At 60.1% G+C, this 15,718-nt stretch carries 11 protein-coding genes; 5 read left to right on the top strand and 6 right to left on the bottom strand.

Annotation, left to right across the window (positions count from 1 at the left end; all coding sequences use genetic code 11):
* Positions 1-2: 2 nt before the first annotated feature.
* The 5 genes from BBJ66_RS10285 to BBJ66_RS10305 form a co-directional block, all read right to left on the bottom strand.
* On the bottom strand, positions 3-3,248 hold the full coding sequence (locus BBJ66_RS10285; RefSeq protein WP_071086803.1) for an adenylate/guanylate cyclase domain-containing protein: 3,246 nt from the start codon (positions 3,246-3,248) through the stop codon (positions 3-5).
* Positions 3,249-3,430: 182 nt separating this feature from the next.
* A complete protein-coding gene (locus BBJ66_RS10290) occupies positions 3,431-4,234 on the bottom strand; it encodes an ABC transporter ATP-binding protein (protein WP_071086805.1) in 804 nt (267 codons plus the stop codon).
* Positions 4,235-4,246: 12 nt separating this feature from the next.
* Positions 4,247-4,945 carry an ABC transporter permease gene (locus BBJ66_RS10295; RefSeq protein ID WP_071086808.1) on the bottom strand — a complete coding sequence of 233 codons (699 nt, stop codon included), beginning with the start codon at positions 4,943-4,945 and terminating at the stop codon, positions 4,247-4,249.
* The gene (locus tag BBJ66_RS10300; protein ID WP_049735457.1) at positions 4,945-5,670 is read right to left on the bottom strand and encodes an ABC transporter permease; all 726 of its coding nucleotides are present in this window, start codon (positions 5,668-5,670) and stop codon (positions 4,945-4,947) included. The genes BBJ66_RS10295 and BBJ66_RS10300 overlap by 1 nt, the downstream gene beginning before the upstream one ends.
* A gap of 32 nt (positions 5,671-5,702) precedes the next feature.
* Positions 5,703-6,428 carry a GntR family transcriptional regulator gene (locus tag BBJ66_RS10305; RefSeq protein ID WP_071086810.1) on the bottom strand — a complete coding sequence of 242 codons (726 nt, stop codon included), beginning with the start codon at positions 6,426-6,428 and terminating at the stop codon, positions 5,703-5,705.
* 151 nt (positions 6,429-6,579) lie between these two features.
* Between BBJ66_RS10305 and speB the strand changes: the two genes are divergently transcribed.
* From speB to BBJ66_RS10330, 5 genes are all read left to right on the top strand, one after another.
* Positions 6,580-7,626 carry an agmatinase gene (speB, locus tag BBJ66_RS10310; protein ID WP_071086812.1) on the top strand — a complete coding sequence of 349 codons (1,047 nt, stop codon included), beginning with the start codon at positions 6,580-6,582 and terminating at the stop codon, positions 7,624-7,626.
* A 75-nt stretch (positions 7,627-7,701) separates the two neighbouring features.
* Complete coding sequence (locus tag BBJ66_RS10315; protein WP_049735454.1) at positions 7,702-8,544, top strand: lysine/arginine/ornithine ABC transporter substrate-binding protein; 843 nt, start codon at positions 7,702-7,704, stop codon at positions 8,542-8,544.
* 122 nt (positions 8,545-8,666) lie between these two features.
* A complete protein-coding gene (locus BBJ66_RS10320) occupies positions 8,667-10,049 on the top strand; it encodes an aspartate aminotransferase family protein (protein ID WP_071086814.1) in 1,383 nt (460 codons plus the stop codon).
* A gap of 17 nt (positions 10,050-10,066) precedes the next feature.
* Positions 10,067-11,659, top strand: a complete 1,593-nt coding sequence (ggt, locus tag BBJ66_RS10325) for a gamma-glutamyltransferase (RefSeq protein ID WP_071086816.1) — start codon at positions 10,067-10,069, stop codon at positions 11,657-11,659.
* Between the two features lie 17 nt (positions 11,660-11,676).
* Positions 11,677-13,110 (top strand): NAD-dependent succinate-semialdehyde dehydrogenase, encoded by a 1,434-nt coding sequence (locus BBJ66_RS10330; protein ID WP_071086818.1) that lies wholly within the window; start codon positions 11,677-11,679, stop codon positions 13,108-13,110.
* Between the two features lie 8 nt (positions 13,111-13,118).
* Here BBJ66_RS10330 and BBJ66_RS10335 read toward each other — a convergent pair whose 3' ends face one another.
* Positions 13,119-15,377, bottom strand: a complete 2,259-nt coding sequence (locus BBJ66_RS10335; RefSeq protein ID WP_071086833.1) for a bifunctional diguanylate cyclase/phosphodiesterase — start codon at positions 15,375-15,377, stop codon at positions 13,119-13,121.
* Positions 15,378-15,718 lie beyond the last annotated feature (341 nt).

Below are 15,718 nucleotides of genomic sequence, written 5' to 3' on the forward strand. Positions count from 1 at the left end.
GGTCAGTCGAGAAACGGCAAAACGACGAGTGTGCCTGGATCGAGGTTGTGGCGAATGCACACATCCTGCGCCAGCGTGAAATACCGTTCCGCCTCGTCCATGTCGTCATGTTCGAGGCTCAGTGTCGCCAAGCCATCATAGCACGGAAAGAGCAGTTGCGGCTCGTCAATTTCCTTCGCAACCTCAAGGGCTTCCTCGTAATACTTACGAGCTAGCTTCGGCTGCCCGTGGCATTGATGAATCTGCCCGAGGACGATCAGCGGCACGGAGAGATGGTCGCGCTGATCGAGCGCCCGGTCGATTTCGACGGCCTTCTCCGCCGCCGGCACACCCTCGGCCGCGCAGCGATCGGTAAAGGTGCAGCAGGAGACCGCGAGGTTGGCGAGAAGGCGCGCCTGGAAGCCGAGATCGCCGATCCGGGTGGCGACCTCCAGCCCGCGCCGGCAGATCTTGATGGCGTTGGCCGGATCGACGATGGTGTAGAGAACGCCGAGATTGGAATAGGCGCGGCACGCCGCACTCTGCAGATCGGCCTTCTCGGCGACCGAAAGACTGCGCTCGACTTCCTGTACGGCATCGCGGCGGCGCCCGAGCCGCGCCAGCGCCGCACCCTTGGTGTTCAGCGCCTCCGCCATCGCGCGCGCGGCCTCCCGCCCGGCTTCTGTTGTTCCGTCGACCGGCAGCGTCTGCAGGCGTTGCAGCGCCTGCGTCGCCCACTCCGCGGCGGCGGCCTGGTCGCCCATGCGGAAGGCCAGATGGCCGCGCTCCTGCAGGAGATGCGCATGTTCGACCGGCGCATCGATCGTCGCGATCAACGCTTCGGCCGCGGCGCAATGGGTCTCCGCCTGGTCGCGGCGCCCCGCGTCGAGATGCAGGCGGCCGGTCTTTCGCAGGATCCTTGCCGCGGCGATCCGATCGTCTTTGGTGCGGTGGATCGCAAGCGCCCGCTGATAATGGCTCAGGGCGGCATCGCGCCGGCCGGCGGGACCGCAGAGATCGCCAAGACGCTCCATCAGCGCCAGTTGCTCCGGCGTTGCCTCCGGCTCGTTGGCGAAGGCGGCAAGGGCCTGATGGTAGAGGCGCATGGCATCGTCATTGGCGTAGGTCTTGCGGGCCAGATCGCCCGCCGCCATCAGATAGCCGGCGCCTTTGGCCTTCTCGGTGGTCAGGCTGAAATGATGGCCGAGCTGCGCCAGATGCTCGGCCCGGTCAGGCGCCGCGCCATATTGGCGTTCCAGAACCCGGCCGATCCTGCCATGAAGCTCCATGCGCCGCTGCAGCAGCAGATTATGATAGATGACGTCGTGCATCAGCGTCTGGCTGAAGCGATAGCCCGGCGACCCGGCCACATCCGGCCCGCGCAATTCCTCGATGATATTGGCATCGCAGAGATAATCCAGCGCCGCATCGACGGCGGCCGGGTCGGAAGTGACGGTGCGGAGCAGGGCGGTATCGAACTTCGGCCCGACGACCGCCGCCTCCTGCGCCAAGCGTCTGATCTCCTGCGGCAGGCGATCGACGCGGGCAAGCAACAGCGCCTGCAGATTGACCGGGATATCGACATCGGTGTCGTCGGCCGCGACATGCCAGCGGTGGCCGTCATGGTGCAGCGTGCCCATGTCGATCAATCCGCGAAGGATTTCTTCGATGAAAAGCGGATTGCCGCCGGCGCGGTCGAGGATGCGTTTGCGCATCGCGACCGGCAGCTTGCCATGACCCTCGCCAAAAAAGGCAGCGAGCAGCTTCTGCCCATCGGCCGCAAACAGCGGGTCAAGACGTTGCACGGTGACGTTGACGCGATCGGAGTTCAGCGGGTCGGTCTGCGATGTCGGCCGGTAGATCGTAAGCAGCATCAGCCGGCTGCGTTCCAGCCGATCCATCATGAAGCGGAGTACTTCCAGCGAGGCGGCGTCCGCCCAGTGCAGATCCTCGATGACGAGCAGCAGAGGGCCTTGCGCCAGCCGCCGCTCGAAGACGGTGCGCACCGCATAAAAGATCTGCCGCCGCAACTGTTCCGGCTCGATGTGCCGTAACGCCCCATCGGGATCGCCGAGGCCGAGCACATGCAGAAAGAGCGGCAGAATCCCCTCGACATCCTCTTGGCTGAGATCGAGAGCGCGGAATCCGGTTGTCAGCAGTTGCCGCGTCCTGTCGAGATCATCCCGCTCGCCGATGCCGTAAGCGCTGCGCACGACTGCGGCGAGCGTGCCATAGGACTGTTCGCCGAGCGGAGAGCAGGTGGCTTTGCGGATGGCAAGGCCCGGGAAACGGCCCGCGTCGCCGGCGGTTCCGACGAATTCGGCGACCAGCCGCGATTTACCGATCCCGGCTTCGCCGATCAGGCGGACGAGTTGTGCCGCGCCGCCGCAGGCGAGATCGAGGCAGGTCAGCAGCCGCGACAACTCGGCATCCCGTCCGATCATCGGTGCCTGAAGGCCGAAATTTTCGAGACCGCGCGCCGTATGCGGCGCTTCCAGCAACCCTGCCAGCCGATGGACTAGGACGTTTCCGCTTTTGCCGCGCAGCGTCTGCGCGCCGAGACTGTCGAAGGCAAAGGCATGGCGGGTGAGGCGATAGGTCAGCGGCCCGACGAGGATATCGTTTTCTCCAGCCATCGACTGCAGCCGCTGGGCGGTGTTCACCGTGTCGCCGGTGACCGAATAGGATTTGGTGCTGACCGCGCCGAAACCGCCGGTGACGACAGGTCCGCTATTGATGCCGATATGCAGACGCAACGGCACGCCGGCGCGGGGCTGCCAGCGCTCGCCGACCTCGGTCGCCCGACGGATCATATCGAGCGCGGCACTGAGCGCCCGGACCGGATCGTCCTCATGGGCAACCGGCGCACCGAACAGCGCCAGCAGCGCATCGCCGACGAACTTGTCGACGAAGCCGCCATAAGCCTCGACCGCCTGGGTCATCTCCTCGAACAATTCGTTCTGCAGCACCCGCATGATTTCGGGGTCGATCTGCTCGCTCAGCGTCGTGAAGCCGCAAAGATCGGCAAAGAGCACCGTTACCGGCCGCCGGTCGGCGTCGCTGTCTGATTGATGCGGCACCACATCGATGCTTGGCTTCGGCACAGGCTGGACTTTGCCCGAGATCGAGGCGCCGCATTTGGGGCAAAAGGCAAAATCGGGCTGGCAAGGATTGCCGCAGGCGGCGCAGGAGAAGGGCTGCCTTGCGCCGCATCGCGGACAGAAGGCAAAACCGCTCTGAATATCGAAACCGCAGCCGGCGCACTCCATCGCACGCGTCCCACGAAAGCCCGATATGTTGCAGCTATCTCGGCCGCACCGGCGGGCCTCAAAACTGAGAGCCAGCATGAACCTGTTGCCCCGTGCCCGCAAGCATCAAACAGGCGGGCTGAACGACGATCTCCGTCAGAATGCCCGGTGCCCCTGAGATCCGCGCCGGAGGTCAAGCGACGTCACCTCGTCCCTGCTAAAAACTGGCGGAACCGTTCCGATTTCGGATGCGTGAAAAGCTCGGCAGGCGCGCCCGTTTCTTCGACGACACCCTTGTGAAGAAACACTACTTTGCTGGACACGTCTCGCGCGAAGGCCATTTCATGGGTTACAACAAGCATGGTCCGGCCTTCCTCAGCAAGGGAACGCATGACCTTGAGCACTTCGCCGACGAGTTCGGGATCAAGCGCGGAGGTCGGTTCGTCAAACAACATCACCCTCGGCTGCTGCGCAAGTGCGCGCGCGATCGCGGCTCTTTGCTGCTGTCCGCCGGACAGGTGCGCGGGATAAAAGTTTCGCTTATCAGCGATACCGACCCGTTCGAGCAGAGCTTCAGCCTCGGCGATACATTCCGCGCGGTTGCGTTTCTGCACGTGCACCGGCGCTTCGATCACATTCTCCATGATGGTCATATGCGACCAAAGGTTGAAACTCTGAAATACCATGCCGATGTGTTCGCGCATCCGATCGACTTGCCTGCGGTCAGCCGGTTCCGTTCTATGCCCGGCTTTCTTCAGAGCATACATCTCGCCGCCGATGCGAATTTCTCCGCTGTCGGGGACTTCGAGCATATTGAGACATCTGAGCATCGTCGATTTTCCGGAGCCGGATGAACCGAGAATGGAAATCACCTCTCCCTCATGTGCTTCGAGGGAGACTCCCTTCAAGACTTCCAATGGGCCAAAGCATTTCCGAAGATCCTTGACCGATACGGCAGCGCTTTTGTCCTTGTTGTCGCTGGCCAAAACTGTTCCCCTGTCAGACATGCGCACTCCCGTTTAAGATTGCAGCCGCATACGCGTATGAGGCGAAAGCCAGAAATCGACCATCATGAGCATTCGTGTGACGACGAAAATGATCGTAAGGTAAAGCGCGCCTGCTACGATAAAGATCTCGAAAGCGCGGAAGCTGTCGGCGATCAGTTTTCCAGCCAAGCCGGTGACTTCCATGATCGTGATGACAGACGCGAGTGCCGTTGCTTTGATCATTAGGATGATCTCGTTGCCATAAGCAGGCAGCGCATGCCTGATGGCAATCGGCAGGATGATCCGTCTGAACAAGAGAATGCCCGACATGCCGCAAGCCCGTGCCGCCTCGATTTCCTGGACGGAGACGGCCTGCAGGCCGCCACGGAAAATCTCGCTGCAATAGGCGGCGGTGTTCAAAGTGAGCGCCAGCACCGCGCACCAGTAGGGTTCGCGAAAGAACCCCCAGACGCCGAGGTCCTGCAGCTCATGCCGGAATTGGCCAAGGCCATAGTAGATCAGGAACATCTGGACGAGCAGGGGCGACCCTCTGAACACGAAGACGTAAGCGCTGGTGACGGTTCGACCCGCTGCGCCGCCTGTGACGGCCAGGAACGAGATCGCAAGCGCCAGGATGCTTCCTGCCAAGATTGATGTAACGGCAAGCTCAAGGGTTAGCGGCAAACCGCTCAGAAGCGTGAGAAACGTATCCCACAGGAAGCCCGTATCCATTACAACGCCCCCCTTATGCCCTGGGTGGTTCGAGCTTCCATTCGTCTGAACAGGATTGACGAGAACCAGGTGATGACAAGATAGAGAACAACCGCCATCAGGTAGAACTCGAAGGGCCGACGGGTCGATCCGGCAGCAATTTGCGATTGGCGCAGGAGTTCGACGAGACCCGTGACGGAGACCAATGCCGATTCCTTCAGCACCAGTTGCCAGGTGTTTCCGAGACCCGGAATAGCGTAACGCAGGACGAGCGGGGCGACGATGCGCCTGAATTTCGGCCATGGCCGCATGCCGACGGCGCTGGCGGCTTCGATTTCGCCGCGTGCAACCGATCTGTAGGCTCCGCGAAATACCTCAGCCTGATAGGCCGCCGAAACCACGCCGAGCGCCAGAGTTCCGGTTAGAAACGCCGGCATTCCGATGAACCCTTGGTAGCCGAACAGGCCGCCGACGGATCCCAGGAATGCGCTGCCGCCGAAATAGAAAAGATAGATGACCAGAAGGTCCGGAACGCCGCGCAGAACGGTGGTGTAACAGTCCGCAAGCCAGCGAATGGCCATATGGCGGGACAATTGCATGAAGGTGATCATCGTACCGATCACCGTTCCGGCCAGAAAACCGCAGACGGATACGCCGATTGTCATGGCGGCTGCAGTGAGAAGGAGCCAACCCCACCCCGTCTGCCCGAAGCCGACGAGAGCCAGGTAACTGTCGATAGGTGCCATGCGGGGCCTCTTGGTGAAAGATCGGGGTTGCGTCAGTCGGCTGCGCGCCGGTGCGCCCAGATGCGCTGGAGCTTCGACATGTTTTTGAGCGAGCTTTGCACATGCGCTCTTGCTGCGGCGGCGGCCGCCTCCCGGTCGCGTGCACAGATGGCGTCTGCGATCGCCCGGTGTTCGTCGAGATCCGTGTGCTCCAGGTCCACCCAGAGAACTTCGAGCCAAAGAGCCAGGCGAAGCTGCTGATAAACTTGATCCGTCACCCTCACGAGGGCCTCGTTTCGGGTCGATTCCACGATGACCCGATGGATGTATAGTCCAAGATCCAGGTTGCGGGCCGCGTCAGACGGCGTCTTGTTCGTCGTATCCTTCAGTTCAACCATCTGGGCGATGACGTCTCGGAGCCGGTCGAGGTCTTCTTCGCTCGCCACCTCGCAGGCGAGTTGCGCCGCGCAAACGTCGAGCGCTTCGCGAACGACCAGCAGATTGCAGAACTTGGTGACGTCGAGATCGGTCACCGTATAGCCGAAATTCCGCTGACCGACGATCAGCCCTTCTTCTTCCAGCTTCATCAGCGCTTCACGCAGCGGTGTTCGGCTGACGCCGAAGCGCTTGGCGAGCGTCACTTCCGAAAGCCGCTCGGAGGGGCGAAGTTGGCCGGTGAGGATCAGGTCCTTCAATTGCGAATAGGTGCTCTCACGCAATGATCCCCGCTGTTCCGTTTTGGTCGCTGCCAATCGATTCCCCTTCCGTCTCTGGTCCATTCACCCCTCGGTGAACGACACCATAACTTTTTCCCTCTTGCTCGATCAAGCGGAATACGATTATGTATACAATCTTGGCTACAACAATCAATCGTCTTTTCGCCGGCTTTCAAAAGCCACCCGCGATCTGGTCTCAACATCTGGAGGTCCAATGCCGGAGATTCTCAGTCTGGACGAGCTGCGAGAGCGCTTTTCGAACGCTTCAGGCGGGGAGATGTTCGATCCGGAGTTTCGCAAGGTGGCCGACCTGGTCTTCGGCGAGGGCGATCGTCGCCAGGCGCCTTACTGCGGCGTCCCGACATTGCTGAAGGCCCCGTATTGTCCGGACGCTGCCCCCAATTTTGCTGATGTGGATATCGCGCTTTTCGGTATTCCGATGGATCTCGGGGTGACAAACCGATCTGGTGCGCGGTTCGGGCCACGAGCCGTACGCAATGTCGACCGGGTTGGCCCTTACGATCATGTCTTGCGGACCGTCCCGACTGCCCATGCACGTGTCGCTGATGTCGGCGATGTCCCGTTCAAAAGCCGCTTCAATCTTGCCGCATCCCATGACGATATCGAGGAATTTGTCGGCGGCTTGATAAGGGCGGGGGTCGTGCCCTTGGCCGTCGGCGGCGACCACTCGGTCGGCCTTCCCATCCTCAGGGCCGTTGGCAGGGATCGTCCTGTGGGGATGATCCACATCGACGCCCATTGCGACACGGGCGGTTCGTTCGAAGGATGCAAATTCCACCATGGCGGACCCTTTCGCCAGGCGGTTCTGGACGGTGTGCTTGATCCCAGGCGGACGATCCAGATCGGAATTCGTGGCAATTCCGAATATCTGTGGGAATTCTCGTACGCGTCCGGCATGACCGTCATTCATGCGGAAGAGGTCGGCGATCTCGGCATCAGCGCCGTCATCGCCAAGGCGAGAGAGATCGTCGGAACGGGACCGACCTATGTCAGCTTCGACGTCGATTCTCTCGATCCCGCATTTGCGCCAGGCACAGGAACCCCTGAAGTCGGCGGCCTGACCTCGGCCCAGGCCCTTGGCATTCTGCGCGGTCTTATCGGCTTGAACATAGTCGGCGGCGACGTTGTCGAGATCGCTCCGCAATACGACCCGACGTCGAATACGGCACAAATTGCCGCTCAGGTTTTGTTCGAACTCCTCTGCCTTGCGGCCGAGGCAATCAAGGTTCGCGCGTCCTAGCAAATGGACGTCGCGGAGTCTGCAACCGCCTTGCTCGGGAAAAGGGCAGGGCGCACCAAAAAAGGGGAATAAGACATGCGAGTATCAAAACTTTTGCTGACGTCCGCCCTCATCGGCGTCATCTCGGTCGGCGCTGCCGCTGCGCAGACGAAGCCAACCGAAATCACCATTGCGACCGAGGGCGCATACGAGCCCTGGAATTTTACCGGTCCCGACGGCAAGCTCGCCGGGTTCGAGATCGATCTCGCCAATGACCTTTGCGCCCGCATGAAGGTGAAATGCACCATCGTCGCCCAAGACTGGGACGGGCTCATTCCATCGCTCAATGCCAAGAAGTTCGATGCCATCATGGCCTCGATGATCGTGACCGAAAAGCGCCTTGCGGTCATCTCCTTCAGCAAGCCCTATGCCCCGACCGCCGCCGCCTTCATGGTCGAGAAAACCGGCCCTCTCGCCGATCTGCCGGGGACGGGGACGACGGTCGACCTTGCCGCTGATAAGGCGAAGGTCGAGCAGGAATTGCAGCCGCTTCGGGACGCCCTCAAAGGCAAGGCCGTGGGCGCCCAGGTATCGACGGCGAACGCAGCCTTTCTCGACACCTATTTCAAGGGTGTTGTCGATCCAAGAGAATACAAGACCGTCGAGCAGCATGATCTGGACCTCCAGGCCGGTCGAATCGACGCCGTCGTTGCCCAGAAAACCTCGTTGACTGCAACGCTCGGCAAGGACGACTTCAAAGACTACAAGATCGCCGGCCCGACCTTCAAGGGCGGAGTCTTTGGACAGGGGATCGCGGCAGGCATCCGTAAGGACGATACGGTGTTGAAGTCGATGTTCGACGCGGCGATCGAAGCGGCGGAAGCCGACGGCACGATCAACAAGCTGGCGCAGAAGTGGATCAAAACATCCCTTGATTGATTAAGCGGCAAAGCTCCCTCGGCAGCAATTGGCAGCCGGTGTACCGAGTAGGTCGCACCGGCTGACCGGCGCAGCTTCGCCAGGCGCCGCCATTGAAATAGACCCACATTTGGAGAACCTCTGTGACCATCCTTCTCAACTCCGTCGAATCCCGCGACGCTGCGTTTGTTCTTCATCCCTATACCAACGCTTCGCAGCATCTGAAGGACGGCCCGCTGGTTATCACCAGGGGCGAGGGGATCCATATCGTGGACAGCGAAGGCAACAAATACATCGAAGGTCTTGGCGGGCTGTTCTGCGCGTCGCTCGGCTTTAGCGAACAACGTCTGGTAGACGCGGCGACCCGCCAGATGAAAGAGCTGCCCTTCTATCACAGCTTCGGCGGCAAAACGCATGAGACAGCGGTCGAGCTTGCCGAACGGCTCATTCAGCTTTCACCGGTTCCGATGTCGAAAGTATTCTTCGCCAATTCGGGTTCCGAGGCCAACGACACGGCCATGAAGCTTGTCTGGTACTATCACAATGCCATCGGCAGGCCGGAAAAGAAGAAGATCATCTCACGCATGCGGGCTTACCACGGCGTGACCATTGCTTCGGCGAGCCTGACCGGGTTGCCGAACAATCACCGCGATTTCGATCTGCCGATTGATCGGGTGCTGCATACCGATTGCCCGGAGTTTTATCGCTATGGCCGCCCGGGCGAAACGGAGGAGGAATTTGCGACGCGCTGTGCCAACGCGCTTGAACAGATGATCCTCGACGAGGGACCGGAAACCATCGGCGCATTCTTCGCCGAGCCCTTGATGGCATCCGGCGGCTGTATCGTTCCGCCACCGACCTATTACGAGAAGATCCAGGCGATCCTCAAGAAATATGACGTGCTGCTGATCGCCGACGAAGTCATCTGCGGCTTTGGCAGGCTCGGCACGATGTTCGGCTCGGAAAGCTTCGGGCTTCAGCCGGATATGATCGTCATGGCAAAGCAGCTTTCGGCAGCCTACCAGCCGATTTCCGCCCTGATGATCAATGAAAAGATCCATTCCGCTGTCGTTGCCGAGAGCGAGAAAATTGGAACATTCGGCCATGGTTTCACCTATAGCGGCCATCCTGTTGCGACCGCCGTCGCTTTGGAAACCTTGAAAATCTATGAGGAGCGCGACATTGTCGGCCACGTCAGGGACGTCGCCCCGGTATTCCAGCGGCGATTGAACGAACTTGGCGAGCATCCGCTCGTCGGTAACGCCCGCGGTCGCGGGCTCATCGGGACTCTCGAACTGGTTCGCAACAAGGAAACGAAAGAGCAGTTCAAGCCAGGGGACGGCATTGCCATTTACGCAGGCAAGCAGGCCCAGGTGCACGGCGTCATCACGCGCGCCCTTGGCGACAACTACTCGCTTTGCCCGCCGCTTATCATCACCGAGGCAGAGATCCACGATTTGTTCGACCGCTCCACCCGTGCGTTGGATGATACCTATACGTGGGCGAGGGCAACCGGCCTCTACTGAGCGAAGGAAGCGACGATATGCGAAACTTCGAAATACCGGGAAGATCGATAGCGGTCGGCCGCAACGGCATGGCAGCGACATCGCACCCGATGGCGACTTTGACAGCGATCGAGATCCTGAAAGCCGGCGGCAAGGCCATCGACGCGGCCGTCGGCGCCTGTGCCGTCCAATGTGTCGTCGAGGCCGGATCCACCGGCATAGGCGGCGATTGTTTTGCGCTGCTGGCGTCGAATGGAAATGATGATGTCCTTGCCTATAACGGCTCGGGACGGACGCCGGCGGCGGCGCATTTTACCTGGTTTCAGGAAAACGGCATCAGTTCGATCGAGCGGTCATCGCCGCATGCGGTGACTGTTCCTGGGGCGGTGGACGCCTGGATCCGCCTCGTTGCCGATCACGGCAGGATGCCGCTGTCCGAAATACTTGCGCCGGCAATTGCACTGGCGCGCGACGGCTATGCGATCACGCCACGGGTTGCCGCCGACATTTCCAACCAACGTGACTTGCTGCTGCGCGATCCATCAACCCGTCGCCTTTTCCTGATCGATGATCAGGCTCCGCCGGTCGCATCGGTTCAACATCAACCGGAATTGGCGCAGACGCTGGAAACGATCGCAACGGCGGGCCATGACGGCTTCTATCGTGGTCCGGTGGCAGCCGACATGGTGACACGGCTCAATTCCCTTGGCGGCCTCCATACAGTTGAGGATTTTGCCTCAGCCGCCGGCGAATATGTGAAGCCGGTCAGCGCGACATACCGCGGATGGACGGTGCATGAATGCCCGCCGAACGGGCAGGGCATCGTCGCTCTGATGATCCTGAAGATCTTGGAGCGTTTTGAACGCAAAGGCGATCCTCTTGGCGTGGACAATCTGCACATCGAAGTCGAGGCCACGCGGCTGGCTTATGCGGCTCGTGACCGATGGGTCGCCGACATGGCCGCCTCAGACGTTCCGGTCGACTTCCTGTTATCCGATGAACTCGCCGACAGCCTTGCCGCCAGGATCGACCTGAATACCATCGCCGATGCCGGGGCCGTCATCGATGGCGTCGAGCATGCGGACACCGTCTACATTTCGGTTGTCGACAAGGACCGAAATGTCGCCAGCTTCATCAACTCGATCTTCCATTCCTACGGAAGCGGATTGATGGCGCCGACTTCCGGCGTCTTGTTCCACAATCGCGGGCAGAGCTTCAGTATGAAGCAGGGGCATCCGAATGCGATGGGGCCGCGCAAGAGGCCCATGCACACGATTATCCCGGGTCTGGTCACCCGCAATGGCAAAAGCGTCTTGTCGTTCGGTGTGATGGGTGGGCACTATCAGGCGATGGGCCACGCCCACTTCCTCTCCAAGCTGTTCGATTTCAATCTGGACATACAAAGTGCGATTGATCTGCCTCGGCTCTTTCCGCTTCCCGGCACGACATCAATCGAAACCGAGGCGCTTCTGCGAGCCGCGATCGGGCGCGATCTCGAAGCTCGCGGCTTCAAGGTCGTCGCACCGAATTGGGCGATCGGCGGCGCCCAGGCGATCTGGATAGACGATCAAAACAACACGCTGCTGGGCGCCTCTGACCATCGAAAGGATGGTTGCGCGCTCGGTTACTAGAGGCGGTGGAGAACTGAATGTCGGCATATCCGAATAGCCAACTTTATATCAATGGCCGCTGGAGGCAGGGTTCAAACGACGATCTGGCCGTCGTCAATCCGGCCTCGGGCGAAGTCATCGGCCGTGTTTCCAATGCCGGCGCCGCTGATCTCGACGACGCGCTTTCGGCCGCCGCTGCCGGGTTTGAGCAGTGGCGGCGCATAAGTGCGTTCGAGCGGGCAAAGCTGATGCATGAGGCGGCGGAGATCCTACGGCAGCGCTCCGCAACGATCGCTCGAATAATGACATTGGAACAAGGCAAACCGCTCACCGAGTCCAAGGCAGAGGCCGCCGCGGCTGCCGACATCATAGACTGGTTTGCCGAGGAAGCTCGCCGTGCCTACGGCCGGCTCATTCCGCCACGAGCGACCAATGTCAGGCAGATGGTGATCAAGGAGCCTGTCGGCCCGGTGGCGGCCTTCAGTCCCTGGAATTTTCCATTGAACCAGGCGGTACGGAAAGTTTCGGCGGCCCTTGCAGCCGGCTGCTCGATTATACTGAAGGGGCCGGAGGAGACGCCGGCGAGTTGCGCTGAACTTGTTCGCGCCTTTGCCGATGCGGGCCTGCCGGCGGGTGTCCTCAACCTGGTTTTCGGAATTCCGGCCGATATTTCAAATCACCTGATCCCGCACCCGATTATCCGGAAAATCTCCTTCACCGGATCGACCGCCGTCGGAAAGCAGCTGGCCTCGCTCGCCGGCGCCCATATGAAGCGCGTCACGATGGAACTCGGCGGCCACGCGCCGGCGCTCGTTTTCGATGATGCCGATATCGATCTTGCGGTCAGACTGTTGGCTGGTGCCAAGTTTCGAAATGCCGGCCAGGTCTGCGTGGCTCCCACGCGTTTCCTCATCCAGGAACGCGTCTTTGAAAAATTCCTCGACGGCTTCGTCAAGGCGGCCGAGGCAGTGAATGTCGGCGACGGATTGAGCGACGGCATAACCATGGGGCCGCTTGCCAACTCGCGAAGGGTCGAAGCGATGGAAGCGCTGGCCGCCGACGCGGTGATGCGTGGGGCGAAGGTCGCAAACGGCGGCAAAAGGATCGGCAATCTCGGCAACTTCTTCCAGCCGACAGTTCTAACCGACGTTCCGCAAGATGCGCGCGTGATGAACGAAGAACCCTTCGGTCCGATGGCGATCGTCAGCGCATTTTCGGACTACGGTTCCGCCATTGCGGAAGCCAATCGCTTGCCATACGGGCTGGCGGCCTACGCCTATACGACCTCGGCAAAGACCAGCGCGGGCCTTGCTCGCGATATCGAGAGTGGCATGCTGTCGATCAATCATCATGGACTGGCGCTGCCGGAACTGCCCTTCGGAGGCATAAAAGATTCCGGCTACGGCTCGGAAGGAGGCTCCGAAGCGATAGAGAATTATTTCAATACGAAGCTCGTAACCGAGGCCGCCTGAAGAGGCGATCATCCTGCCTCTGCCGTTCCCTTGTCTTTCATGCGGCAAAATTCGATCAACTGCTCCGACGTCATCGGTCGCGCCAGAGCATAGCCTTGCAGCAAATGGCAACCAAGATCCTTCAGGATCTTGGCGTGCTCCATCGTCTCGACGCCCTCGGCGACGATGTCGATATTCTGTGACCGACCGATTTCGATAATCGAGGAAACCAGGCGGCGTTGAGATGGAGAGGCTATGATCGGTTTGATAATTTCGCGGTCGATCTTCAATCGTCGCGGCTCAAATCGAAGCAGGCTGATGATGCTGGCATGTTCCGTGCCGAAATCGTCAATCTCGATTTCAATGCCAAGCTCTTTGATCATCGGAATGATGTCATTGAGCGCCGGTTGAAGCTCGTCGAAGGAAATTGTCTCCAGCAGCTCGAAACACAGGCGACCCCGCGATACGGGAAGCTCGGACAGTTCGGCAAGCAGATTCGCCTGCGCCAATCGGCGCGCCGATATATTGACTGAGACACGCGGGATCTGCATTCCCAGGCTGTCCCATCGTGTCAGCTCGAACAGGGCCTTCTGCAGGATCAGCCTATCCATGTCGCCGCTACGGCCAAGCCTTTCCGCTGCGTCAAGAAAGTTGGTCGGGCCGAGCAGACCTTTTCGCGGGTGATCCCAGCGGGCGAGGGCCTCGACGCCTGCTATATCAAGTGTGTCTGCGTTGAACTGCGGTTGGAAGAATGCAACGAGTTCATCGCGGTCGAGCGCCTGATTGAACTCATCCGCCAATTCTTTTGAATGGATTGCGGCGCTGCGAAGCTCTTCGGTGAAGACGGCCGCGCGGCCGCGACCCGCCTTCTTCGCCTCATATAGAGCCAGATCGGCGTTTAGAAGCAACTGACCCAGATCCCGCCCGCGAGCACGTTCAGTCTCCCAGGCGACCCCGACGCTTGCTCCGACCACATACTCCGCCCCATCGATAAGGATGGGCTGCTGGAGTGCGTCGACAATCTGTTTGGCCAATTCGGTTGCTTCAGGCTCGGGATTGGTGCTCCACCGGGCGAAGATGAACTCGTCTCCACCGATCCGAGCCGCGACGTCGTTCGCGCCGGTCAAATCGGCGAGGCGCGAAGCCGTTATTTGCAGGACCATGTCACCGCCGGCATGCCCCTTCGTATCGTTGATCTCTTTAAATCGGTCGAGGTCGATATGAATGAGGATCAGACAGTCTTGTCCACCGGGCCTCTCAGGTTGCGAGATCATCTGGTCGACAAACCGGCGGTTCGCAAGCCCAGTCAGGGCGTCGTGCAACGACAGATATTCCAGCCTTTGCCGCGCTCGAACGAGCTTCTTCTTGTGAAGGCGAAGCTTCTCGATTGTTCTTTGGCGTGACTTGGTCAGGAAACCGACCCAAATGATCGGCGCAACGACACATAAGGCCAACAGGCTTGCATAGAACTCAAAAATGCCGATCCCGTTATTTTGGCCCCATCCGCGCTTGGGCACTGCGACGAAAGTCCACCGGCCATACGTCATATCGACGGATGTCACGACCGGCTGCTTCGAAAAGGTTTCCAGATTTCCGAGAAAAACCTGTTTGGGCGAGTTGGGCTCCGGCACGGTGCTGATGGCAATCTCGAGCTCGGTCGATCCAAGGCCGCTATCGTTATAGAGCCTTGGGATATCTACGATTCCGGAGAGCAGACCCCAGAAGATCTGGCTGTTTCCGTCATTGATATAAATCGGGCACCTGACGACGAAAGCAGTTCCGCCTTGGACGAGCTCCACCGGGCCTGTCAGAACGATATTGTGAGTGTTGCGCGCCAGCATCGCGGCAGCCCGTTGTTTCTCATTCTTTCGATAGTCGAGCCCGATGGCCTTTTCGTTTCCCTTTTCCGGATAAACCCACTTGACCACCATGTCGGGCGCCGCAGCGAAGCTGCGCAATTGTGAATCGGGCTGCAGGATCTGCGCGGCAAGTTTGGAAAAACCGTTTTGGTCCATTGCCGGGTCGACTGCGATGCCAGCCGCCAGCCCTTGCAGCAGCTTCACGTTGCTATTGAGGTTCGTCTGAAGCCGAGACGATATTGTGCCAAGCTCGCCGGCAACAATCGAGCGTTCCTCAGCCAGCGATCGCTCCAGCCGCCAGTTCGTTGCGACCCAGACGACGATGACTGCGATAATTGCCGCAAATATTGCCGGAGCAAATGCGCTCGCATGGCTGGCTGCGGAAGCAGCGAGGCCACGTACTATCTTGGGATTTCTTCGAAACGTCATCAGGTTTCCGGCGTGGATGGGTACGCCTGCATCCTTGCACAGTTTCTTTAAGGCAACGCTAAACCGGCTAGCCTGCGAGAAAAGGCGACCCGGTCCGGATGCGTCGGCAACCTTCGACAAAACCTCGATCCGCTGCAGGTCACGCTCGCTCATCGCAATCAGTCCCATCCGCTTGTCTCCCGCGCCGTCAAACGCGGGGAGAGTGACATTCCAACTTTGCAGAAACAGGACACTTCAACTTTGCGCCTACAATCAATGTCAAAGCCGAATAGGGCTGCGACGCTGTCGGCCAGTTAGAAACGCGACACTGGCACCGATGATCAGCCCCCGATCCGACCGGC

This window comes from Rhizobium sp. RSm-3 (assembly GCF_001854685.1).
GTDB classification, from domain to species: Bacteria; Pseudomonadota; Alphaproteobacteria; order Rhizobiales; family Rhizobiaceae; genus Rhizobium; species Rhizobium ecuadorense.